The sequence below is a fragment of the Streptomyces sp. NPDC005799 genome (assembly GCF_040630525.1).
Taxonomy (GTDB): domain Bacteria; phylum Actinomycetota; class Actinomycetes; order Streptomycetales; family Streptomycetaceae; genus Streptomyces; species Streptomyces griseorubiginosus_B.
The window spans coordinates 1-22415 of the sequence record NZ_JBEXXQ010000055.1 but is presented as its reverse complement, the minus strand read 5'-3'; the positions used below and the strand labels follow the sequence as shown (position 1 = coordinate 22415).

Sequence of the window (22415 nt, the reverse complement as noted above, 5' to 3'; positions counted from 1 at the left end):
TGCCGCGAGCGACCCTGGGGGCGAACCCAAGGGACGACTTCAAAGGTGGAACACCCCTCATGACGCGCATCGCCATCAACGGATTCGGCCGCATCGGACGCAACGTGCTGCGCGCCCTGCTCGAACGCGACAGCACTCTCGAGATCGTCGCCGTCAACGACCTCACCGAGCCCACGGCTCTGGCGCGCCTGCTCGCCTACGACAGCACGGCCGGCCGCCTCGGCCGCCCGGTCACCGTCGACGGGGACACCCTCGTCGTGGACGGCCGGCGCATCCGGGTGCTGGCCGAGCGTGAGCCGGCCCAGCTGCCGTGGGCCGAGCTCGGCGTCGACATCGTGCTGGAGGCGACCGGCCGCTTCACCTCCGCCAAGGCCGCCCGCGCCCACCTCGACGCCGGCGCGCGCAAGGTGCTGGTCAGCGCCCCCTCGGACGGCGCGGACGTCACTCTCGCGTACGGCGTCAACACCGACGCCTACGATCGGGAGCTGCACACCGTCGTCTCCAACGCCTCCTGCACCACCAACGCGCTCGCTCCGCTCGCCGCGGTGCTCGACGAACTCGCAGGTATCGAGCACGGCTTCATGACGACCGTGCACGCCTACACGCAGGAGCAGAACCTGCAGGACGGGCCGCACCGCGACCCGCGCCGGGCGCGGGCCGCGGGCGTCAACATCGTGCCGACCACGACCGGCGCCGCCAAGGCCATCGGTCTGGTGCTGCCGGGCCTCGACGGCAAGCTGTCGGGCGACTCGATCCGGGTGCCGGTGCCGGTGGGTTCCATCGTCGAGCTCAACACGACCGTCGCCCGTGACGTGACGCGCGAGGACGTGCTGGCGGCCTACCGTACGGCGGCCGAGGGACCGCTCGCCGGGATCCTGGAGTACTCCGAGGACCCGCTGGTCTCCTCCGACATCACCGGCAACCCCGCCTCCTCGATCTTCGACTCGGCGCTCACCCGCGTCGACGGCCGGCACGTCAAGGTGGTCGCCTGGTACGACAACGAGTGGGGCTTCTCCAACCGCGTGATCGACACGCTGGAGCTGCTCGCGGCCGGCTGACGACCCGTCAACACCCATGCCACCCCCCTGCCCACCCCGCCCCCGGGGTGGGCAGGCGTTTTCACTCCGGCCCCGACTTCACTCCTGCCCCGACGCCTTTCGGGCCACGCTCTCCAACTGCTGCCGGTACTCCGCCCACCAAGCCGTGTCCCCCTGCGGCATGCTGGTGTTGTTCTCGTTCATCCCGACTGCTCCGTCGATGAGTTCGCGGATGATGTCGGCGTGCCCGGCGTGCCGGTGGGTGTCGGCGATGACGCGCACGATCGCGTGGTGCAGGGTCACCTCGTCGGCGCCGCTGGGCCACCAGGGCACCGTGCCGACCGCGTCCAACTCCAGTTCCGCCAGCGTCGCGTCCGCGTGCGTCCACGCGCGGCGATAGCGGGCGACGATCTCCTCGCGCGACTCGTCGGCCCTGGCCCACATGTCGGCGTTGGCGTCCGCGCCCTCCCCGAAGAGGGGTTTTGGCAGATCGGAAGGCTGCCCGAACGTGTCGCCCAGATAACCGAGTTCGACAGACGTGGCGTGCTTGACCAGGCCCAGCAGATTGGTGCCGGTGGGTGTGAAGGGCCGGCGGATGTCATACTCGGACAGACCCTCGAGCTTCCACAGCAGCGCGTCCCGGGCGTTCTGCAGATAGAAGCGAACGACGTCCTTGGGGTCGGATTCGATGCTCATGCGGCCAGTCTGCCTGGGCGATGATCTCTGTCCACCGAATACGGGACACCGTCCCGGCCCGTACGGTGACCTGTCCTCGCCGGTCATGAGCGCAGCAGACATCGCGGCCGTGGCCCACCTGAACCTTGCGTATCCAGAGAGGTTCGCGGAGCGGCAGGTCCACATCCAGCCGGTCGGCGACGTGAGCCGCCATCTGCGCGGCTGAGGCGGCCGGTCGCGCGGGCGGCGGCTCGTGAGCCGAGCGTGTGGTTACTGCGTCACCACCTTGCCGCCGAAGGTGACGGCGAGCTTTCCGTCCGAGGCGAACGACCAGCCCAGTGCGCCGGAGTAGGAGGAGCAGCGGGAGCCGTTGGTGCCGGTCCAGAACTGGTTGGAGCTGTCGGCGTCGCCGACGGTCTTGTCGTTCGAGCCGCTGACGGAGAAGCGGCACGAGGTGTTGCCCCGGAACGCCGAAGTCCCCGCGTCGAAGGAGAAGTTGCGCTGGGCGTTGTCGATGCTCGCGTTGCCCGTGACGGTCATCGTGCCCGGGTTGCTGTTGTAGGTGAACCCGTGATGGCCGTTGCGGTAGGCGATGTTGTGCTGGACGACGTGGCCGACGGCGATGTCGTCGCCGCCGAGCTTGTAGCCGTTGCGGTCGCCGTTGCCGCTCTGACTGCCGTCGCTGAGGGTGCCGTTGTCGTAGGACAGGGAGTACTCGATGGTCACCGGCCCGATGGCGCCCGTGTCGGTCTTGGTGAAGAGGTCCCAGCCGTCGTCGATGTTGTTGTGGGAGACGTCGTAGCGGAAGCCGTTCCCGGTGCCGGTGGTCAGCTTCGCCGCGAAGCCGTCTGCGTCCTCGCCGTCGGGGTCGGCGTTGTCGTGCGACTCCGAGCTGACGACGAGGTTGTTCGACGGCCACTGCGAGCTGGGCGTGGTGGAGGCGATCCGGCCCAGCTGCAGTCCGTGTCGCGGTTGTACGCCGTCACCGTGCGCTCGACGACGTTGTTGCCGCCGCCGACGTAGATCCCGTTGTCGCCGGCGCGCTCGACGGTCAGCCCGTACAGGTGCCAGTAGGTGGCGTTCAGCTGGATACCCCGGTTGGACGAACTCTCGCTCTGTGCCGAGAAGTCGAGCACGGGAGTCTCACCCGGATGGGCGGACAGGGTGGTGCGGCCGCCGGAGGTGCCGTCCTTGCCGGCCGGGATCGTGACCGTGGAGGAGTAGTTGTACGTCCCGCCGCGCAGGTAGATCGTGCCGCCGGCGGTGATCCGGCTGATCGCCGAGGTGAGCGTGGTCGGCGCCGACTGCGTGCCGGCCGCGCTGTCGGTGCCGCTCGGCGAGACGTACAGCACGGTGCCGGCCGCCGCGGAGGACATGTCCGCGTCGAGGTAGTCGACGTTGGGCAGGCCCGCGGAGGTGGTCGGGGCGAGCCGGACGGTGTTGGAGCCCGCGGCCACCGGCACGGTGAGTGTCTCGGTCGACGATGCCGACCAGGCGCCGGTGGTCCCGAAGGCCGCCGTGCCGGCGCTCACGCCGTCGACGCTGACGGAGGCGGGGCGCGCGGTGGTGGTGCCGTTGGCGAAGCGGATCTGCAGGGTCGCCGTGCCCGATGCGGGTACGGTCACGGTGAACTGCGCGTACGCGCCTGACGCGTTGGTGCCGTTGCAGAAACCGCTGCCCGAGAAGCCGGTCCCGTCGGAGTCGACGGTGCCGGTGCACACGGCCGAGGAGCTCTCGGCCTCGTAACGGGTGGGGGCTGCCTGCGCGGTGGTGCCGGACAGGGCGACAAGGGTGCCTGCGATCAGGCTGACGCACGCGATGAGGGGTCTCGGATTCATCGTTGATCTCCAGGACGGTTGGGGCGTCTGACGGAGGCACGAAGAGACAGACAGATGGAAAGCGCTTTCTCGCGGACCGTAAAACCGCCGCCCCGAGCCCGTCAATAGTCCCGGTGCTTGTTTCGCATTCACATAGATGGACGAGAGGTGGAGGGTGGGCACGCCATCGGGCGTGCACTGAGTTCCCGCACCTTTAACCCGTCCTCCACTCCCACAGAACGATCTCCTGTCAGGGTCGCGACAGACTGGGGTAACCAGCGGTAACTTCAATCACTGGCTCACCGCAACCGCTTTCACTCCCCCAGGAGACACACCCCCATGCGCAGACTCCTCGCCTGCCTGGCGGCGGCAGCCGCCGCCCTCGGCGGGCTCACCATGGCGGCGCCCTCCGCGGCCGCCGCCGACTCGGGCAGCTTCAGCGTGCTCAGCTACAACGTCGCCGGCCTGCCGCAGAGCCTCTCCAGCGCGTCCACGCCCCGCGACACCAGCACCACGGCGATCGGCCAGCGAATCGCGCCGTACGACATCGTGCACGTCGAGGAGGACTTCAACTACCACGCGTACCTCTACGCCGGCGACACCACGCACGCCTACCGCACGCCGACCAGCGGCGGGGCCGGCATCGGCAGCGGGCTCAACACCCTGTCGAAGATCCCGTACGACACGGACGACTTCGAGCGGGTGCACTGGAACTCCTGCCAGATCGACTCGGGTGACTGTCTGACCCCCAAGGGCTTCACCTTCATGCGCGAGCGTCTGGCCGAGGGCGTCTACGTCGACTTCTACAACCTGCACACCAACGCGGGCACCAATGACGGCGACGAGGCCTCCCGCGCCGACAACCTCAACCAGCTCACCGCCTTCATCAAGACGCACTCGGCGGGCAACGCCGTGGTGGTCATGGGCGACACCAACACCCGCTACACCCGCACGGCCGACACCATCGCCGAGTTCGCCTCGTCCAACGGGCTCACCGACGCCTGGGTCCAGCTGGTCCGCGGCGGCACCCCTCCGGCCAAGGGCAGTGACGCGCTGGTCTGCGACCAGTCCGGCGCCACCGTGCCCAACACCTGCGAGGTCGTCGACAAGGTCCTCTACCGCGGCAGCAAGCTCGTCTCGCTCAACGCGACCTCGTACAACAACGAGCACGCCAAGTTCCTCACCGACGACGGGCTCATGCTCTCCGACCACGACCCGATCACGGTCGGCTTCACCTGGTCGCGCAACTCCGCCTTCCAGCTCAGCGACCAGTTCGGGGGCCCGCACGGCGACTACTACAACGACATCGACAGCGTGCCGGCCGGCGCTCGCGCCACCACCATCGGCCTGCGCTCCGGCTCCCGGGTCGACCAGATGAACCTCACCCTGGCCAACGGCACGACGCTCGCCCACGGCGGCACCGGCGGGACCGCGTCCTCCCTGGCCCTGGGCAACGGCGAGTACGTCACGACCGCCTACCTGTGCCAGGGCTCGTACAACGACCACACCCGTGTCTTCTACGCCAAGTTCACCACCAACCTGGGCCGTACCCTGGCCGGTGGCACCACGACCTCCGACTGCGTGACCCGCACCGCGCCGTCGGGCTGGCAGATCGCCGGCTTCCACGGACGCTCGGGCGACGAGGTCGACAAGATCGGCTTCATCTACACCCAGCGCTGACGCGGCCGGCGTCCGGGGCGGTACGTGCACCCGCCGCCCCGGACGCCGCCTCGCCGGCGTCATCGCGTGGTGAGCATCCCGGCGACGAGCTCCCGAGGCAGGCCGTGGGTGTCGTGGAGGTAGCCGTAGTCCTCGTCGGTCAGCGGCCGTTGGAACTCCGGCCGCGACAACACGCGCCGCCCGCGTTCGAGAAGCCGGGTGAACCTCCGTTCCTCGTCGAGGAGTTGGTCACGCACGGCCTCGACGCCACGTGACTGGCGGAAGTGGTCCAGCGTGTGGCCGATCGGCTCCGGAGGCAGGTCGGCGAGGGTGCGGGTGGGGTCGTCGCGCCGCAGGGTGGTGAGCAGACGGCGGATCAGCCGCCGCAGGACGTAGCCACGGCCCGTGTTGGAGGGCCGTACTCCGTCGCCGAGGACGACGACGGCCGAGCGCAGGTGGTCGCAGACGAGGCGGACCGACGGCTCGTCGTCCAGGTGCCACAACGAGGGCACGGTCCGCATCCACGGCTCGAACAGGTCGGTCCCGTAGACGGAGTCGTGCCCCTGCAGGACGGTCACCAGGCGTTCCAGGCCCATGCCGGTGTCGACGGCGGGCTGCCGCAGCGGCTCCAGGGTGCCGTCCTGGCGGCGGAGGTGGCGCATGTGGACGTGGTTCCAGATCTCCACCCAGCGCGGGTCGGTGGTCGGCGTGCCCTCGGGCGGCGTGCCGGGACCACCGGTCCACACGAAGATCTCGGAGTCGGGGCCGCACGGGCCGACCGGGCCGTTGGACCACCAGTTGTCCTCGCCCGTCGGCTCGACGGGGACGCCCGACTGCCGCCAGGTGCGCAGGGAATGGGTGTCCGGGCCGACCTGGTCGTCGCCGCCGAAGACGGTGGCGTACAGCCGCTCGTGCGGGATGCCGAAGCCGTCCCGCAGCAGCTCGTACCCCCATCGCAGGCTCTGCGAGTGGCCGTAGTCACCGAGGGACCACGAGCCGAGCATCTCGAACACCGTCAGATGCGTCGAATCACCGACCTCGTCGAGATCGGTCGTGCGCAGACAGCGCTGGACATTGACCAGGCGCCGCCCCTGCGGATGCGGACGGCCGAGCAGATGGGGGGTGAGCGGGTGCATGCCGGACGTGGTGAACAGCACCGGGTCCGAGGGCGGCGGCAACAGTGTGCTGCCGGTGACGAGTTGGTGTCCGCGGTCCTGGTAGAAGTCGGTGAAGGTCCGAATGACCTGGTCCGTGTTCATGTTCCTGTGCATGTTGCTGTTCATGGCGGTCTTCCTTCGGATCACGGGGACCGGAAAGAACCGCGCGAGAACACGGGAGTCACTTACGAGAACGCCCCGGCGGTCCGTTTCCGGCCGCCGGGGTGTGTGGTGAGGTCAGGCGTCGGCAGCCGGCGAGCTGGTCGCTCGCGCGGCTGCGGTGCTGGTTCGCCTGATGACGTTCATGACCTCGACGCTAGCAGCTGCGTCACGCCCGGGCCTCGGAATTTCCGACCGCCGACACCGACCGCCGTGGAGGACGCGGTCACCCGGATCTGCCGGGACGGACCCAGAGCCCCCGCCCCGGCAGTTCGGGCGGAGGCGGGTGGAGGCGGGTGGTCAGGCCACCAGTGCCGCGTGGGTCCAGTCGGGCTGGGCTGTGGCTCCGGGCTGGGCCGCGCGGGCCAGGGAGCGGCGGTCGGGGTGGGTGCCGGGCGGGATGAGGGGCTGGACGTCGACCTCGGCCACCAGGCCGCGGGTGAGGACCACCCGCCACACCGAGGCCAGCAGGGAGTCGTCCCCGATGAAGGCCGGGGCCGTGCTCGCCGAGCCCTCGGTCATCCGGTAGCGCAGGTGGACGGGCTGGACGGGCACGTCCGCGTCGAGGGCGGCCTGGAAGACGGCCCGGCGGAAGCTGCCCTGGGCGCGGCCGCACCAGGTGCTGCCCTCGGGGAAGACCCCGACGGCCTGCCCGTCACGCAGCGCGTCCGCGATGCGGGCGACCGTGCCGGGCAGGGCACGCAGCCGGTTGCGGTCGATGAACAGCGCGCCGCGGGCCGCGACGGGACCGGCCACCGGCCAGTCCCGGATGTCGGACTTGGCGAGCATCCGGGCCGGTCGGACGGCGGCGAGCAGCGGGATGTCCATCCAGGAGATGTGGTTGGCGACCAGCAGCAGGCCACCGGTGGGGACGGTGGTGCCGGTGATCCGGACCCGGACCCCTGCGGCCCGTACGATCCACCGGCACCACCGCCTGACCCACTCGGCGGGGATCCTCCCGCCGAGCGGCGACAGCACGATCCCGGTGAGCATCAGGACCGTGACCGCCGCGAGCCGCAGCACGGCACGGGGTACGGCCGTGGCGGACGCCGTCGCCTCTATGCAGGCCCGAGGGGTACAGGGCGCGCTGGGCTGCCAGACACTCATCAGGCCGGCACGAGGGACAGGAAGTGCCGCAGGTAGCGCGGGTTGACCCGGCGCATCGACAGCAGCACGTACAGGTCGGCGACCCCGAAGTCGGGATCGTGGGCGGGCTCGGCGCACACCCAGGCGCCGAGGCGGAGATAGCCGCGCAGGAGGGCCGGGAGTTCGGCCGGGGCGGCGGGGGCGGCGGCGTTCGGGACCCAGGGCAGCAGGGGCCGTACGCGGTACTCCTGCGGCGCCAGGTGCTTGGCCCGCACCCGGTCCCAGGTCGCGGAGGCGAGCGCGCCGCCGTCGGCGAGCGGGATGGAGCAGCAGCCGGCCAGCCACTCGTGGCCGCGGTCGACCATGTAGCGGGCGATGCCGGCCCAGATCAGGCCGATCACGGCGCCGTCGCGGTGGTCGGGGTGGACGCAGGAGCGGCCGACCTCGACCAGGCCCGGGCGGATCGCGTCGAGCGGGGTCAGGTCGAACTCGCTCTCGGAGTAGAGGCGTCCGGCCACCGCGGCCCGCTCGGGCGGCAGCAGCCGGTAGGTGCCGACGACCTGCCCGGTGGTCTCCTCGCGGACCAGCAGGTGGTCGCAGTAGGCGTCGAAGGCGTCGATGTCGTGGCCGGGCTGCGGGGAGGACAGCAGGGCGCCCATCTCACCGGCGAACACCTCGTGGCGCAGCCGCTGCGCGGCGCGTACGTCGGCCTCGTCGCGGGCCAGGGAGACGGTGTAGCGGGTGGGGGCCGCGGGCTTGGGGGGACGGTCGAGGGTCGTTACGCCGGTCATGGCTCTCTCCTGGTCACGGGCCGGGTCGGCGGAGCGGGGAGCAGACCCGGGGCGTGCGATCTGCCGCCCCTGTTCTTCCGATGCCGGCTGACCTTCGCGTGACGGGCGCAGAGAGCGTTGATGTGCGGTTGTTGAACGGCTCGGACGGTACCGGTCAGTTCGCCGGTGCGCAGTGCTCCAGCCATCTGCCGGTCTCCGCCCGGTCGAGCACGCGCTCCAGGACGAGGTCTCCGGCCATGCCGGGGAAGAACCGGCCGGCGGGCCAGCCGCGGGCGTACGGCGGCGGGTCGAGGACGAGGAGTCGTACGCCGTCGACGACGGGGATGTCGGAGGGAGTTCCCTCGTTCCACACCCATTCCCCGCCCGGGGTGGCGAGGTTGAAGGAGCCGGTCGTCGGCACCTGGCCCGGCGCGTCACGGCACACGGCGACCTCCTGCGCCGAGGGTGCGTGTCCGGGCACGTGGCCGCCGCCGACGAGGGCGTCGGCGAGGAGGGTGTGGAGCTGGAAGTTGTCGCCGATGCCGGACATGCGCAGGGCGTAGCCGGTGCCGGTCGGGCGGTGCAGCACGATCAGGGGCTCGTCGTCGAGGACGAGCAGGGCGTAGTGGAGGCACTTGAAGTCGTGTCCGGAGGCCTCCTGTACGGGGTGCAGCGCCCGCAGGAGATCCGTGCGCCGGGCGGCGCCCGGTCCGGTGCGGACGGCCGGGTGGTTGAGCATGGCCACGGACGCCATCTCCCACTGCGGGAGCGTGCACCAGCCCACCGCCGCGTCCTGGCCGACCCGTTGGAGGGCCTCCTCGTCCACCGAGTCCGGCTCCGGCATCTCCCCGCCGCCGGTCGCTTCCCAGCGTGCGCAGAACTCCCCTGCCGCGCCCAGTGCTTCAGCGAGCCCGTCGAAGATGTGGGGCGCGCAGTCGGTCGCGTCCGCACCGCGCTCGACACAGGCTCCGATCAGTACGGCGATCAGGCCGGAGGGACCAGGTGGCACCTGCGGCAGCAGTGCCGCCAAGCGCGGCCCGGCCTCGTGGAACTCGTCGTCGGTGGCGTCCGCATAGCACTCCTGTATCTCCCGCACGGCGCGCTGCGAACGCTCCCCGTCCTTCTCCCGCACAGCGGCCTCGAACCCGGCGACGGCCTCGAGAAACCGCTTCCTCCCCTTGCGCCCGAAGATCATGCGCGAACCCTACACACCCCGGACAGGCGAGACGGGGCCGGGGAGCACCTCCCGACCCCGCCCGTCCGCACCTTGAGGCGAACGTCTTCATGCCCGGGTGGCCGCTACCTCTTCGCCACCTTCCGCGTGGCGCGCAGCCACTCCTTGTTCATGCTCGTGATCGACACCAGCGGGATGCCCTTGGGGCAGGCAGTGGCGCACTCCCCGGCCAGGGTGCAGCCGCCGAAGCCCTCTTCGTCCATCTGCGCCACCATGTCCAGCACCCGGGTCTCCCGCTCGGGCGCGCCCTGCGGCAGGACGCCCAGGTGGTTGACCTTGGCGGAGGTGAACAGCATCGCCGCGCCGTTGGGGCAGGCGGCCACGCAGGCCCCGCAGCCGATGCACTCGGCGTGCTCGAAGGCGAAGTCGGCGTCCGGCTTGGGCACCGGTGTGGCGTGCGCCTCGGGGGCAGCGCCGGTCGGCGCGGTGATGTAGCCGCCGGCCTGGATGATCCGGTCGAAGGCCGAGCGGTCGACGACCAGGTCCTTGATCACCGGGAAGGCCGCGGCCCGCCACGGCTCGACGTCGATCGTGTCGCCGTCCTTGAAGGACCGCATGTGCAGCTGGCAGGTCGTGGTGCGCTCGGGGCCGTGCGCGTCGCCGTTGATGACGAGCGAGCACGCGCCGCAGATGCCCTCACGGCAGTCGTGGTCGAAGGCGACCGGGTCCTCGCCGGCCAGGATGAGCTGTTCGTTGAGGACGTCGAGCATCTCCAGGAACGACATGTCGGAGGAGATGCCGTCCACCTCGTACGTGGACATTGCGCCGTCGGCGTCGGCGTCGCGCTGCCGCCAGACGCGCAGGGTGAGCTTCATGCGTAGCTCCGCTGGGTGGGATGGACGTACTCGAAGACCAGGTCTTCCTTGTGCAGGGTCGGAGCCTCGCCGGTGCCGGTGAACTCCCAGGCGGCCGCGTAGGCGAACTCCTCGTCCCTACGGGCCGCTTCGCCGTCCGGGGTCTGCGACTCCTCGCGGAAGTGGCCGCCGCAGGACTCGGCGCGGTGCAGCGCGTCGAGGCACATCAGCTCGGCGAGCTCGAGGTAGTCGACGACGCGGTTCGCCTTCTCCAGCGACTGGTTGAATTCCTCGCCGGTACCGGGCACCTTGATGCGCCGCCAGAACTCCTCGCGGATCTGCGGGATGCGCTCCAGGGCCTTGCGCAGACCGGCGTCCGTGCGGGCCATGCCGCAGAACTCCCACATCAGCTCGCCGACTTCGCGGTGGAAGGAGTCGGGGGTACGGTCGCCGTCGACCGACAGGAGCAGGTTGAGCCGGTCCTCGGTCTCCGCCAACACATCTTGTACGACCGGGTGTTGATCGGTCACCGGCTCCTGGTGCGGGTTGCGGGCGAGGTAGTCGTTGATGGTGGCCGGGAGGACGAAGTAGCCGTCGGCCAGGCCCTGCATCAGCGCCGAGGCGCCCAGCCGGTTCGCCCCGTGGTCCGAGAAGTTGGCCTCGCCGATCGCGAACAGGCCGGGGATCGTGGTCTGCAGGTCGTAGTCGACCCACAGCCCGCCCATCGTGTAGTGCACGGCCGGGTAGATGCGCATCGGCACCTCGTACGGATCCTCGTCGGTGATCCGTTGGTACATGTCGAAGAGGTTGCCGTACTTGGCCTCGACGGCCTTTCGCCCCATCCGCCTGATCGCGTCGGCGAAGTCCAGGTACACGCCCTGTCCGCCGGGGCCCACCCCGCGTCCCTCGTCGCACACGTTCTTCGCGGCGCGGGAGGCGATGTCACGCGGGACCAGGTTGCCGAAGGAGGGGTAGATGCGCTCCAGGTAGTAGTCGCGCTCGTCCTCGGGGATCCGGTTCGGCGGCCGGTCGTCGCCATTGGCCTTGGGCACCCAGATCCGTCCGTCGTTGCGCAGCGACTCGCTCATCAGCGTCAGCTTGGACTGGTGGTCGCCGGTGCGCGGGATGCAGGTGGGGTGGATCTGGGTGAAGCAGGGGTTGGCGAAGTAGGCGCCGCGGCGGTGCGCCCGCCAGATGGCCGTGGCGTTGGAGTTCATCGCGTTCGTCGACAGGTAGAAGACGTTGCCGTAACCGCCGCTGGCCAGGACGACGGCGTCCGCGAAGTACGTGGAGATCTTCCCGGTGATCAGGTCCCGGGCGACGATGCCGCGCGCCCGCCCGTCGACGACGATCAGGTCGAGCATCTCGGTGCGCGGATGCATCTCGACGTTGCCCGCCGCGATCTGCCGGCTGAGGGCCTGGTAGGCGCCGAGCAGCAGCTGCTGGCCCGTCTGGCCGCGTGCGTAGAAGGTGCGCGAGACCTGGACGCCGCCGAAGGAGCGGGTGTCGAGCAGACCGCCGTACTCGCGGGCGAAGGGCACGCCCTGTGCCACGCACTGGTCGATGATCTCGACGGAGATCTGCGCGAGGCGGTGGACGTTGGACTCGCGGGCCCGGAAGTCACCGCCCTTGACGGTGTCGTAGAAGAGCCGGTGGACGGAGTCGCCGTCGTTGCGGTAGTTCTTCGCCGCGTTGATGCCTCCTTGCGCGGCGATGGAGTGGGCGCGGCGCGGGGAGTCCTGGTAGCAGAACTGGACGACGTGGTAGCCCTGTTCGGCGAGGGTAGCGCCGGCGGAGCCGCCCGCGAGGCCGGTGCCCACGACGATCACCGTGTGCTTGCGCCGGTTGGCCGGGTTGACCAGCTTGGCCCCGAAACGGCGCTTGTCCCAGCGCTCGGCGACCGGCCCGGCGGGCGCCTTGGTGTCGGCGACGGGTTCACCGGTGACGTAGTCGGTGTAGGTCATGTCAGCTCACCACTCCGGTCATGACGCCCACGGGTACGGCGATGAAACCGGCCGTGAGCAGCAGCGCGAGGACGTTGGCGACGGCTTTCAGGGCACGGTCGCGGGTGCGACTGCCGGCGCCGAGGGTCTGGGCGGCGCTCCAGAAGCCGTGCCGCACGTGCAGCCCGAGCGCGAGCATCGCGACGATGTAGATGACGTCGCCGTACCAGGTGGAGAAGGTGTCCACGACGTTCTGGTACGGATGGCCCGGCTGGAAGCCGCCGGAGTGCACGGTGCCGGTGGTCAGGTCCAGGATGTGCCAGACGATGAACAGGCCGAGGATGATCCCGCCCCAGCGCATGGTCCGGGTCGCGTAGGTGGCCTTCGGCTTCTTGTGCACGTATTTGCTGGGCCGCGCCCTGATGTCGCGGCGGCTGAGCTGGTAGGCGGAGACGGCGTGCGCGACGACGGCGACGACGAGGACGACGCGGATCAGCCAGAGCGTCCACTCGTAGTGCATGAACGGTTCGCCGATGGTGCGCAGCCAGTGTGCGTAGTGGTTGAACTCGCCCGCGCCGAAGAAGATCTTCAGGTTGCCGATCATGTGGACGACCAGGTACAGCAGCATGATCAGGCCGCTGACCGCCATCACGGTCTTCTTGCCGACGGAGGAGTCCCACACGGTGCGTGCCATGGACGGCCGTCGGTCCGTCCGCGTTGCCAGAGCCATGCCTCCAGACGCTAGGGCCGAACGGCCCCATCGGTCCAAGACATGGTCCGGCTCGTTTCGATAGACGCAGACTATGCTGAGGGGGTGCAGTTCCAGCAGCTCCAGTACTTCGTGGCGGTCGCGGAGACCCGGCATTTCACCCGGGCCGCCGAGGCGGTCCATGTCGCCCAGCCGTCCCTGTCGCAGCAGATCAGGGCGCTGGAGCGGGAGCTCGGCGCGGATCTGTTCCAGCGGGCGCGGGGCAACATCACGCTCACCGACGCGGGCGAGGCACTGCTGCCGCTCGCCCGGCGCATCCTGGCCGACGCGGACACCGCCCGGCAGGAGGTGCAGGAGCTGGCCCAACTGCGGGGCGGCCGTGTGCGGTTGGGGGCGACGCCGAGCCTGTGCACCGGTCTGCTGCCCGATGTGCTGCGCGCCTTCCACGACCGCTATCCGGGCATCCGGCTGTTGATCGAGGAGGGCGGCTCGCACGATCTGGTACGGCTTCTGGCACGGGGCGCGCTGGATCTCGCGCTGGTGGTGCTGCCGCTGCCGACGCCCTCCCCCGCCCTGACCACGGTCGAGCTGCTGCGCGAGGACCTGGTCGTGGTCTCCTCCCCGGAGGCGCCCGCGCCCGGTGGTCCGGGCCGCCGTACCGTCCGTGTCCCGGACCTGGAGGGCGAGCGCCTGGTGATGTTCCGGCACGCCTACGACCTGCGGGAACTCACCGTGGCCGCGTGCCGTGCGGAGGGGTTCGAGCCGGTGTTCGCGGTGGAGGGCGGGGAGATGGACGCGGTGCTGGGGTTCGTCCGGGCGGGGCTGGGGGTGGCCGTCGTACCCCGAATGGTCGCGACACGGTCGGGGCGGGGACTACGGGTCACCCCGATCGCCCGGCCCGGTCTGCACCGCACGATCGCGCTGGCGCACCGCAGCGATGTGGCCCCGCCGCGGGCGGCACGGGAGTTGCAGCGGATGCTGCTGGAGCGGTGACCGGCCGCGTACGACGGCGCGCGGCGGATGGCGTCCCGGCCCGGGAGCACGGCCGCGTCGGCGAGCCCCAGTGCGGCCCCGCCACCGCCGCAACGCGACAGCCCAGCGCACAACAGACCCCGCCCCACAACACGGCCGCAGCGGCCAACCCCGGTGCAGCCCCGCCAACACCACCCCCGCCACCGCCGCAACGCGACAGCCCACCGCACAGCAGACCCCGCCCCACAACACCGCCGCAGCGGCCAACCCCGGTGCAGCCCCGCCAACACCACCCCCGCCACCGCCGCAACGCGACAGCCCACCGCACAGCAGACCCCGCCCCACAACACCGCCGCAGCGGCCAACCCCGGTGCAGCCCCGCCAACACCACCCGGTCACCGCCTCAACACGACGGCGCACAGCGGATAGTGGGCCGCCCGGGAGCACGGCCGCGTCGGCCAACCGCTGGTGCCCAGCCCGGCCCTCGGCTCCGCCCCGGCCACCCGTACGACGCCGCTGCCCCCAGCTCCGTCGCCTGCGCGGGCCGTGACGTCCAGCAGGGCACTCTCCCGGGCACCGGATCCGCTGCGTGGGGCCGGGCGTCGGGTCGGCTCACCGCGTTCCCGTGCACGCCCCGCGGTGGAACCCGCACCTGTCATGCGTGCATGACGCACGCTGCTGCCCGGGGCCGCCTCGGGCTCAGGGCAGAGGGCGGGGGCCCGGGGGGTCAGCCCGTCGCGTCGACCAGGGCCAGTTCGTGGAGGCGGTCCGGTGGGCCGGGGCGGGCGTAGTACCAGCCCTGGGCCGTGTCGCAGCCCAGTATCCGCAACTGCTCGGCCTGTGCGCCTGTTTCCACGCCCTCGACCGTGACCGCGAGGTCCAGGCTGTGGGCGAGGGAAACGATCCCTTCGACGATCTTGAGGTCGACGGGGTCGGCGGGGAACTGCTGCATGCTCTGGGTGAAGGAGCGGTCCAGCTTGAGGATGCTGACCGGCAGGCGGCGCAGGTTCGCCAGGTTCGAGTAGCCGGTGCCGAAGTCGTCGAGGGCAATGTCGACGCCCATCTCGGCGAGCCGGCGCAGGGGTTTGAGCAGGTCGTCGTCCGCGCCGATCAACGCCGACTCGGTGACCTCCAGGCACAGCACGTCGGGGTCGACGCCCGCGCGTTCCAGGATGTCGACGGTGTCCTGGACCAGGCCGGGGTGGGTGAGCTGGCAGGGCGAGAGGTTGACATTGATCCGCAGGGGCCCTGCGTCGTCGTACCGTTCTCGCCATTCGCGCGCCTGCCGGACGGACTGTTCCAGCACCCAGCGCCCCAGCGGCACGATGAGGCCGGTGTGTTCGGCGAGCGGGATGAAGCGGTCCGGTCCGAGGACACCGTGCTGCGGATGCAGCCAGCGCACCAGCGCCTCCGCACCGCGCACACTGCCGTCGCCGAGGTGGACCAGCGGCTGGTACTCGATGAAGAACTCGCCCCGCTCCAGCGCGGCGGGCAGCGCGGTGGTCAGGCCGTGCCGGGTGATGGCGCGGGCGTCGGCCTCCTCGTCGGCCAGTTCGAAGCGGTTGCCGCCCGCCGACTTGGCCCGGTACATGGTGATGTCGGCGCTGCGCAGCACCTCCGCCGGGCTGCGGGTGCCGGCCGGTCCCTCGACGATGCCGATGCTGCCGCGGACCGTCAGCTCACGGCCGTCGATGCTGATCGGCGCGAGCAGGGCGTTCATGATGCGGGCGGCGAGCTCGTCGACCTCGCGCTCGGTGTCGGGGCCGGTGGTCAGCGCCACGAACTCGTCACCGCCGAGCCGGGCGACCATCTCGCCGGGCGCGGTGGCGCAGGACTGGAGCCGGTCGGCGACCTCGACGAGCAGCCGGTCACCGGCCGCGTGGCCGAGGCTGTCGTTGACGGTCTTGAAGCCGTCGAGGTCGAGGTAGCACAGGCCGAAGCGCTGGCCCTGGCCGGCGCCGAGCGCCTTCTCCAGGCGTTCGAAGAAGAAGGTGCGGTTGGGCAGGCCGGTGAGCGCGTCGTGTGTGGCCTCGTAGCGCAGCCGGAGGTTGAGCAGCCGGCGCTCGGTGGTGTCCTCCATGAGCGCGAGCTGGTACTGCGGGTTACCGTCCGCGTCCCGCAGCAGGGAGACCGTGAGGTTGGTCCACAGGACCGTTCCGTCGGGGCGGTAGAACGCCTTCTCGAGGTGGTAGTGCTCGCGCTCGCCGCGGACGAGTTCCTCGTAGAGGGTCCAGGTCTGCGGGGCGTCCTCGGGGTGGGTCCACTCCTTGACGTTGCGGGCGCGCATGTTCTGCTCGGAGTGGCCGAACATCCGCAGCAACGCACCGTTGACCTGGAGGATGTTGCCGTCCAGGTCGGCCATGCCGATCCCTATGGCCGCGCCTTCGAACACCGCGCGGAAGCGGGCCTCGGTGGCGTGCAACGCCTGCGCCACCACGCCCTGCGCCTGCAGCGCGGCGGCGGAGATGGCCTCCTGCTCGGCCAGCGTCCGCTCACGCAGCGCCTGGGCGAACCCGGCGGCCATGGCGTGCTGCAACCGCGAGCAGCGCGCCCGCAGTTCCTCCTGGTCGCCGCCGGCCCCGCAGTACAGCACGAGGTAGGCGTCGACGCAGTCGAGGGTGCGGCTGAGCGCCTCGGGGTCGGTGCAGTGCGCGGTGACCAGGCCGGCGCCCACCGCCCTGCCCTCGTCCGCGTCCAGCGGGCGGGCGTGCAGGGCCTGGCTCAACCGCCGGGCCAGCGGCAGGAGCCGCTCCTCGAACTCCGGTCGGGTCAGCGACGTGGAGGTCACCGGGAACACCGCCCGGCTCCAGATCGTCGCGAACCGGCGCAGTCTGTCCTCCGGCCCGTCCGGCTCCGCGATCACGCCGTGCGCCCAACGCCGGCGAACCCGGAGAAGGCATATGGATCCTCGTCCTCCGGTGCCTCCTGCGGCCGCCACAGCGGCGGCGGCACCAATCCCGGTTCCACCATGTCGTACCCCTCGAAGAACCGCGCGATCTCGTCGCGCGAGCGCATGATCAGCGGATTGCGAATGTCCTTGTACACGTCCACCGCGCCCTCCGCCCGCTCCGGCGGCAGCGGGATTCCCTCGTACGAGGCATGGGTGAGCACCAGCAGGCTGCCGGGCGCGAGCGCCTCGCGCAGCTCGGCCACCGCCGTGTACGGGTCGTCCGCGTCTTCCACGAAGTGCAGTATGGCAATGAGAAGCAGCGCCACCGGCCGGTTCAGGTCGATCAGCCGCTCCACCTCGGCGCCGGCGAGGATCTCCCGGGGCTTGCGGAGGTCGGCGGCGACCACGCCGGCGTCCTCGTTGCCCGCGAGAACCGCCTGGCTGTGGGCGACGGCGACCGGGTCGTGGTCGACGTAGACGACCTTCGCGCCGGGGCGGGCCGCCTGGGCCACCTCGTGGACGTTGCCGAAGGTCGGGATGCCCGAACCGATGTCCAGGAACTGGTCGATGCCCTCGTCGACGGCGAAGCGCACCGCGCGCCGCATGAACGCCCGGTTCGCCTGCATGATCTTGGGCAGTCCCGGCATGAACTCCATGGCCTTGCGGGCCGCTTCCCGGTCGACCTCGAAGTTGTGCGAACCGCCCAGGTAGAAGTCGTAGATCCGCGAGACGCTCGGCACCGAGATGTCGATGCTCCGGGGGGCCCAGGCGGGACGCTCCATCTATCTCTCCAAGGGCGTAGGCGATCCGGTGTTCGAGCTGAGGCTACTGATCGCCTGCCAACCGGGCGAGCAGAAACGGAAATTGACCATCCGTTCCCGGTCACTGCCTGCGGCACGTGCCGCATTCGCCCGGCCAAAACATAGCAAAACGGCCGCGTCGGCCGCACACGGGCCGCACGTGAAAAGCGGTCCGCCCCCTCCGTGCGGTGCGGAGGGGGCGGACCTGCGATCGAACGCGCCTCGGTGCGATCAACCCTGGGGAGGTGACGCCTACTTCTTCGGCGCGCCGATCGGCTTTCCGGAGGGGGCCATGACGTACCAGGTGCCGCCGACGCCCTGACCGTTGGTGTCCCCCGGCTTGGTGTCGTCGGAGAAGGTGTACGCCGGCCAGCAGTCGACAGTCATCTGCTTGACGCCGTCGGGTCGGGTGAAGCCCATCAGGCCCTTCTTCTCGATGCCCTTGGTGTCGCCGGGGTCGACCGGCGCGACGGCCGGCCACTTCTCCAGGCAGGAACCGGTGCAGTTGGAGATGACCTTCGGCCAGGCCTGGTCCTTGATGAACCGGTAGACCGTCATGCCGTTCTTGTCGACGACGATGTCGCCGAGCTTGGGGTCCTTGCGCACGGACAGCCCGGGCAGGCTCGCCAGGGTGGCCTTCTTGCCGGTGGGGGCCAGCGCGAACCACTTGCCGCCCACGCCCTGGCCCGCGATGTCGCCGGCCTTGGCGTCCTTGGCGTAGCGGTACGCCGGCCAGCCGGCGATGGTCAGCTGCTTGGTGCCGTCAGGCCGGGTGACCTCGCCGAGCAGGGACTTGTCGACACCGGCGCCGGCCGAGGCGTCGTCCGCGGAGACGGGCGGCCAGGCCTTGGCGCAGTCGCCCTCACAGTTGGACTTGGGCGGCTCGGCCGTGTCCTCGTCGAAGCGGTAGAGGGTCAGACCGGCGCTGTCGGTCAGCACCTTGCCCAGCTCGGCGTTCTGGGTCACGGCGAGCTGGCCGGCGGGCGAGTTCTGGCTCGCCGCGCCCTGCTGGCCGTCGGCGCCGTAACCGTTGCTCGGGCTCGCGCTGACACCGGCACCGGCACCGGTGCTGGTGCCGACACTGCCGTAGCCGCCGCCGGCCGGCGCGGTGGCGCCCACGTTCTGGCTACCCACCGAAGAGGTTCCGCTCCCCTGGCCGCACGCGGTCGTCAGAGCCAGGATGGCCGCGGCACCCACCACCATGGAGGCGCTCCGCCAGGAGGTCTTCATCGTCAACAACTCCCCATAATCGCACGGGTGTTGCAGCGCCCTGCTGCGCCGCCGCACGAGCATGGGTACGCATGGGACCAGCGGTTGTGTTCAACCGCCTCACAAATTTCTTTTCGGAACCTGTGCCACCGCCCCCCCCGACTCGCACGCGCGTGCGCATCGAAGGACCCTCGAAGTGGCGCCGGTCAAACCCGAGTACGCCCGTGATCCCCCGATCGGGCCAATCCCCCCGCCCTCCGGCGTGGGAGCGCCCGACAGGGCTCATGATCTCGGTCGTGCATGGACCCGAACCGACGCAAACCGCCTTCGCCGCGCGGGCATTGGCGCTGGTGGCGCTGACCTGGCTGCTGGTGGGGGCGCCTGCCGCGCCGGCCGCCGCCGACGCCTGCGCGTACGCCTCGACCGGCCCGGACGGCATTCAGGCGGTGGCGGTCGCCGGAAGCCCGTCCTGGCCGACCCCTCCGGCCTGTCCGGAACCTCCTCCGCCACCGACCCCGACGCCGTCGTGCCCGAGCCCGACTCCGACGCCCACCCCGCCCCCGAAGCCCCGGCCCGCCCCCAGACCGACCCCGCCCCCGGCCCCCAGACCCACCCCGAAACCCGTGCCCCCACCACCGCCCCGGCACGTGGCACCCCGCCCGACCCCACCCCCGCCTCCCCCGGCACCGACTCCACCTCCGCCGCCGAAGCCGACGCCGCCGCCCAAGCCCACCCCGCGCCCGTCCGTGACCCCGGTGAGCTATCCGCACTACCGCCCGCCGGCCCCGCACCGGCCCACGCACGACGGCCCGTCGCCGCTCACCTTCGTCCTGCTCATCACCGCACCGGCCGCGATCGCCGTCGCCGCGCTGCGCCCGCGCTGAATCTGGAGGCACCTCTTGCCGGACTGGCTTGCCCTCACCCTCGCGATGCTGGCCGCCTGTGTCGTGGTGGTCGTCATCACCCTCGTACGGCACAAGGCGGCACCCGACGACGAGGACCCCAGCGAGACCCCGGACGTCATCGAGTACATGACGATGTGGATCGGCGTGGTGTACGCCATCGTCCTGGGCCTGGCCATCGCCGGGGTCTGGGAGGGCCGCAGCGCCGCCCAGGACCATGTGCAGGCGGAGGCGATGGCGTTGCACGAGATCTCGGAGCGGGTACGGGTCTATCCTCCCGACGTCCGTGACCACATTCGCGCCGATGTCAACGCCTATGCAGGACACGTCGTCGCGGTCGACTGGAAGGCGATGGCGGACCACGGCAAGGTCACCGCGCGCGGTGACGAGCTCTTCCAGCGCATCCGCGAGGACGTCACCGACTACCAGCCGAAGAACGACTTCGAGGGGCAGGCCTACCAGCCGCTGCTGGACCAGGTGACCGCGGCCGATCAGGCGCGTACCGCCCGCGCGGACTCGCTGGGGGCCACCATGCCGGGCGTGGTCTGGTTCGGGCTGCTGTCCGGGGCCGTCATCACCATCGGGATGATCTTCGCCCTGCAGATCCGGCGGACCGGACGCGAACTGATCCTGGCCGGGCTGTTCTCCGCCCTGATCGCCTTCCTGCTCTTCCTGATCTGGGACTTCGACGCGCCCTACAGCCGCGGCATCACCGCCTCGGCGGAGCCCTTCCTGAATCTCTTCCCGCACATCAAGGGCTGACAGGCCCTCACCCGACGGGCCACCCGGACGACACCCGCCACGCCGCGCGTGTCCCCTGGGTGGCCCACACGCGTGCCCCATTCGCCCGACTGCGATCGCGCAGGCGCACACCTGTTCCTAGCGTTTCGGTCATCGAGGTGCATTCATGGCGCAATCTCCTGGCGCAAGCGGAAAAGGTTCGCAGCTGCTCCTCGGGGACCGGAGGATCCACCATGCGCGCGATACGCGTCGCTTCGGCCGCACTGCTGGCCGTCAGCGCCCTCGCCCTCACCGCACCGGCCTCCCTTGCCGGCACCATCGCACCGATCACACCGTTCGGCTTCAGCGTCCTGCCCTCGACCGTCGCCCCGGGCGGCGAGGTCGCGCTGCAACTCCACCGCGACGGCGGCTGCAGAGGACCGGCCACGGTGAGCTCGGCGGTGTTCGACACGGTCACCATCCCCCGGGGCAGCTCCGTGGCCGTGGCGACCGTCGACTGGGACGCCAAGCCGGGGGCGGTCCATCAGGTGACGTTCACCTGTGACGGGGCGAGCGGCTCCGCGGGGCTGACCATCGCGGGCGGCCGACCGGTTGGCCCCACGCCGGTGCCGGTGAACCCCGTCAATCCCCACCGCGCCGTGCAGGCCGGTGAGGGCGGCACCATCACCGGGTTCGACCTGAAGGAGATCGGCATGGGGGCCGCGCTCATCCTGGGCTCCATCGGGGCGGCCCACTACTTCTCGCAGCGCCGCGGCGCCTGACTCAACGCCTTGGTCCCGGATCCTCGACGGAATCCGAGACCACGGCGTTTCACGTGCGACGGGTCCTGCGAATCGGTCCTCCCAACGGGTGCAGGTTCAGATCCGCCGCTCCGCCCTGCGGCGCATCCAGAACACCCCGCCGCCGACGACGGCCGCGGCCACCAGCCCGCCACCGATCGCCACGTCGGTCGGTGTGGCCCCGCTGGAGCTGCTGCCGCCGAGACCGCCCTGGACGCCGCCGATGACGGAGAAGGCCGCGGGGTTGATCACGGTGCCGTTGGCGCAGACGACGCTGATGCTGTGCGATCCCTGGCGTGCGTCGCGGTTGACGGTCGCTGTGCCCGTCGCCAGAGTGCCGTTGCGCGAGGTGAGCTGGACCGGCCGGAAGGCGTCCGAACTCGCGGTGGCAGGGGTGCTGCAGTTGTTGACGGTGATGGTCAGCTGTCCGCCCCGGGCGATGACGCTGGGCAGGGCCACGATGTTGCTCGGGCTGGGCATGCCGTCCCGCGCGACGGACGCGGGGGCGACGATCCCGAGGACGGCGACCGCGGCGGCGGACGCCGCCAGGGCACGAGTGGTACGCATGTGATCCTCCGCGGAAGACGCCCCGGGACCCGTCCCCGGTCGATCGGCGAGAAAGCGTCTCCCAGAAAGACCCTCAGATGTCGTGCACGAGCGCGCATTTCGGCGCTGGTCCGTCCTGGTGAGAGGACACGCCGACCGATTACCGCACAATCGGATATCGGCGCAGGTCACACGCCGTCAGAAAATTCCTGGGGACGTCAACTCGGATGGCGCACCTAAGGGGTCCTCTCACTATGCGCGTCCGATCAGGTCGCGTGGTCTGGTGCCGTGCATCGCAAGGCGCAGGAGCGCCCTCGATGGGAGTCCCCCCGCTCGAACGAAGCCGAGAGTGGGGGAGGAGCCACGTGGGCGTTTCGGCAACGCGGCGAGGTGCGGTGCCAGGCCGCGCGACCCGCACGGGCATGGTGAAAGGACCCCTAATACTCCAGCTGTAGATCGTGATCTTGCTGGGCGAGGCCGGTGCGGAGACGGGTGCGGCCACCGTTGATCATCGTGACTTGTGTGGAGTAACGATG

Annotated in this window: 18 protein-coding genes and 1 pseudogene; 6 read left to right on the top strand and 13 right to left on the bottom strand. The window is 70.8% G+C overall.

Annotated features, from left to right (window positions below; genetic code table 11):
- Positions 1-59 precede the first annotated feature (59 nt).
- Positions 60-1058 carry a type I glyceraldehyde-3-phosphate dehydrogenase gene (gene gap / locus ABZ453_RS39335; protein WP_359022959.1) on the top strand — a complete coding sequence of 333 codons (999 nt, stop codon included), beginning with the start codon at positions 60-62 and terminating at the stop codon, positions 1056-1058.
- 78 nt (positions 1059-1136) lie between these two features.
- Here gap and ABZ453_RS39330 read toward each other — a convergent pair whose 3' ends face one another.
- Together ABZ453_RS39330 and ABZ453_RS39325 are read right to left on the bottom strand one after the other, a co-directional pair.
- A complete protein-coding gene (locus ABZ453_RS39330) occupies positions 1137-1733 on the bottom strand; it encodes a DinB family protein (RefSeq protein ID WP_359022957.1) in 597 nt (198 codons plus the stop codon).
- A 249-nt stretch (positions 1734-1982) separates the two neighbouring features.
- Positions 1983-3550 (bottom strand): annotated as a pseudogene (locus ABZ453_RS39325) (CBM35 domain-containing protein).
- Between the two features lie 318 nt (positions 3551-3868).
- Between ABZ453_RS39325 and ABZ453_RS39320 the strand changes: the two are divergent.
- Positions 3869-5209, top strand: a complete 1341-nt coding sequence (locus tag ABZ453_RS39320; protein ID WP_359022955.1) for a jacalin-like lectin — start codon at positions 3869-3871, stop codon at positions 5207-5209.
- 59 nt (positions 5210-5268) lie between these two features.
- On the opposite strand, the gene ABZ453_RS39315 is transcribed toward ABZ453_RS39320, so the two are convergent.
- The 7 genes from ABZ453_RS39315 to ABZ453_RS39285 all read right to left on the bottom strand — a co-directional run bounded on the left by ABZ453_RS39315 (position 5269) and on the right by ABZ453_RS39285 (position 13025).
- Entirely contained in the window at positions 5269-6447 is a 1179-nt protein-coding gene (locus ABZ453_RS39315; protein WP_359023057.1) for an alanine--tRNA ligase-related protein, read from the bottom strand.
- Between the two features lie 357 nt (positions 6448-6804).
- On the bottom strand, positions 6805-7611 hold the full coding sequence (locus ABZ453_RS39310) for a lysophospholipid acyltransferase family protein (protein ID WP_359022953.1): 807 nt from the start codon (positions 7609-7611) through the stop codon (positions 6805-6807).
- Positions 7611-8381 carry a GNAT family N-acyltransferase gene (locus tag ABZ453_RS39305; protein WP_359022951.1) on the bottom strand — a complete coding sequence of 257 codons (771 nt, stop codon included), beginning with the start codon at positions 8379-8381 and terminating at the stop codon, positions 7611-7613. The genes ABZ453_RS39310 and ABZ453_RS39305 overlap by 1 nt, the downstream gene beginning before the upstream one ends.
- A gap of 154 nt (positions 8382-8535) precedes the next feature.
- Positions 8536-9555 carry a hypothetical protein gene (locus tag ABZ453_RS39300; RefSeq protein WP_359022949.1) on the bottom strand — a complete coding sequence of 340 codons (1020 nt, stop codon included), beginning with the start codon at positions 9553-9555 and terminating at the stop codon, positions 8536-8538.
- A gap of 104 nt (positions 9556-9659) precedes the next feature.
- Positions 9660-10409 carry a succinate dehydrogenase/fumarate reductase iron-sulfur subunit gene (locus tag ABZ453_RS39295; protein WP_359022947.1) on the bottom strand — a complete coding sequence of 250 codons (750 nt, stop codon included), beginning with the start codon at positions 10407-10409 and terminating at the stop codon, positions 9660-9662.
- The gene (locus tag ABZ453_RS39290) at positions 10406-12352 is read right to left on the bottom strand and encodes a fumarate reductase/succinate dehydrogenase flavoprotein subunit (protein ID WP_359022945.1); all 1947 of its coding nucleotides are present in this window, start codon (positions 12350-12352) and stop codon (positions 10406-10408) included. Before ABZ453_RS39290 ends, ABZ453_RS39295 begins: the two co-directional genes overlap by 4 nt.
- A 1-nt stretch (position 12353) precedes the next feature.
- A complete protein-coding gene (locus tag ABZ453_RS39285) occupies positions 12354-13025 on the bottom strand; it encodes a succinate dehydrogenase (protein ID WP_359023055.1) in 672 nt (223 codons plus the stop codon).
- 120 nt (positions 13026-13145) lie between these two features.
- Here ABZ453_RS39285 and ABZ453_RS39280 point away from each other — a divergent pair, with 120 nt between their 5' ends.
- The gene (locus ABZ453_RS39280; protein ID WP_359022943.1) at positions 13146-14033 is read left to right on the top strand and encodes a LysR substrate-binding domain-containing protein; all 888 of its coding nucleotides are present in this window, start codon (positions 13146-13148) and stop codon (positions 14031-14033) included.
- A 706-nt stretch (positions 14034-14739) separates the two neighbouring features.
- On the opposite strand, the gene ABZ453_RS39275 is transcribed toward ABZ453_RS39280, so the two are convergent.
- The 3 genes from ABZ453_RS39275 to ABZ453_RS39265 form a co-directional block, all read right to left on the bottom strand.
- Positions 14740-16875 carry an EAL domain-containing protein gene (locus ABZ453_RS39275; RefSeq protein ID WP_359022941.1) on the bottom strand — a complete coding sequence of 712 codons (2136 nt, stop codon included), beginning with the start codon at positions 16873-16875 and terminating at the stop codon, positions 14740-14742.
- The gene (locus tag ABZ453_RS39270) at positions 16872-17684 is read right to left on the bottom strand and encodes an SAM-dependent methyltransferase (protein WP_359022939.1); all 813 of its coding nucleotides are present in this window, start codon (positions 17682-17684) and stop codon (positions 16872-16874) included. The genes ABZ453_RS39275 and ABZ453_RS39270 overlap by 4 nt, the downstream gene beginning before the upstream one ends.
- Before the next feature lie 270 nt (positions 17685-17954).
- Positions 17955-18932 carry an SCO0930 family lipoprotein gene (locus ABZ453_RS39265; RefSeq protein WP_359022937.1) on the bottom strand — a complete coding sequence of 326 codons (978 nt, stop codon included), beginning with the start codon at positions 18930-18932 and terminating at the stop codon, positions 17955-17957.
- Between the two features lie 725 nt (positions 18933-19657).
- Between ABZ453_RS39265 and ABZ453_RS39260 the strand changes: the two genes are divergently transcribed.
- The 3 genes from ABZ453_RS39260 to ABZ453_RS39250 all read left to right on the top strand — a co-directional run bounded on the left by ABZ453_RS39260 (position 19658) and on the right by ABZ453_RS39250 (position 21315).
- Positions 19658-19795, top strand: coding sequence for a hypothetical protein (locus ABZ453_RS39260; protein WP_165954989.1), 138 nt, complete (start codon positions 19658-19660; stop codon positions 19793-19795).
- Positions 19796-19810: 15 nt separating this feature from the next.
- Positions 19811-20575: a DUF4239 domain-containing protein gene (locus tag ABZ453_RS39255; RefSeq protein ID WP_359022935.1), complete on the top strand. Its 765-nt coding sequence runs from the start codon at positions 19811-19813 to the stop codon at positions 20573-20575.
- Positions 20576-20787: 212 nt separating this feature from the next.
- Complete coding sequence (locus tag ABZ453_RS39250) at positions 20788-21315, top strand: hypothetical protein (RefSeq protein WP_359022933.1); 528 nt, start codon at positions 20788-20790, stop codon at positions 21313-21315.
- Positions 21316-21411: 96 nt separating this feature from the next.
- Here the strand turns inward: ABZ453_RS39250 and ABZ453_RS39245 are convergent, their stop codons facing one another.
- Positions 21412-21900, bottom strand: a complete 489-nt coding sequence (locus ABZ453_RS39245; protein WP_359022931.1) for a hypothetical protein — start codon at positions 21898-21900, stop codon at positions 21412-21414.
- Positions 21901-22415 lie beyond the last annotated feature (515 nt).

Excerpts from the sequence above, each read along its gene's own strand:
- ABZ453_RS39300 (WP_359022949.1), bottom strand. The coding sequence starts at position 9,555 with ATGATCTTCGGGCGCAAGGGGAGGAAGCGGTTTCTCGAGGCCGTCGCC.
- ABZ453_RS39305 (WP_359022951.1), bottom strand. The coding sequence starts at position 8,381 with ATGACCGGCGTAACGACCCTCGACCGTCCCCCCAAGCCCGCGGCCCCC.
- ABZ453_RS39245 (WP_359022931.1), bottom strand. The coding sequence starts at position 21,900 with ATGCGTACCACTCGTGCCCTGGCGGCGTCCGCCGCCGCGGTCGCCGTC.
- ABZ453_RS39295 (WP_359022947.1), bottom strand. The coding sequence starts at position 10,409 with ATGAAGCTCACCCTGCGCGTCTGGCGGCAGCGCGACGCCGACGCCGAC.
- ABZ453_RS39270 (WP_359022939.1), bottom strand. The coding sequence starts at position 17,684 with ATGGAGCGTCCCGCCTGGGCCCCCCGGAGCATCGACATCTCGGTGCCG.
- ABZ453_RS39250 (WP_359022933.1), top strand. The coding sequence starts at position 20,788 with ATGCGCGCGATACGCGTCGCTTCGGCCGCACTGCTGGCCGTCAGCGCC.
- ABZ453_RS39265 (WP_359022937.1), bottom strand. The coding sequence starts at position 18,932 with ATGAAGACCTCCTGGCGGAGCGCCTCCATGGTGGTGGGTGCCGCGGCC.
- ABZ453_RS39285 (WP_359023055.1), bottom strand. The coding sequence starts at position 13,025 with ATGGCACGCACCGTGTGGGACTCCTCCGTCGGCAAGAAGACCGTGATG.
- ABZ453_RS39310 (WP_359022953.1), bottom strand. The coding sequence starts at position 7,611 with ATGAGTGTCTGGCAGCCCAGCGCGCCCTGTACCCCTCGGGCCTGCATA.
- ABZ453_RS39290 (WP_359022945.1), bottom strand. The coding sequence starts at position 12,352 with ATGACCTACACCGACTACGTCACCGGTGAACCCGTCGCCGACACCAAG.
- gap (WP_359022959.1), top strand. The coding sequence starts at position 60 with ATGACGCGCATCGCCATCAACGGATTCGGCCGCATCGGACGCAACGTG.
- ABZ453_RS39315 (WP_359023057.1), bottom strand. The coding sequence starts at position 6,447 with ATGAACACGGACCAGGTCATTCGGACCTTCACCGACTTCTACCAGGAC.
- ABZ453_RS39330 (WP_359022957.1), bottom strand. The coding sequence starts at position 1,733 with ATGAGCATCGAATCCGACCCCAAGGACGTCGTTCGCTTCTATCTGCAG.
- ABZ453_RS39320 (WP_359022955.1), top strand. The coding sequence starts at position 3,869 with ATGCGCAGACTCCTCGCCTGCCTGGCGGCGGCAGCCGCCGCCCTCGGC.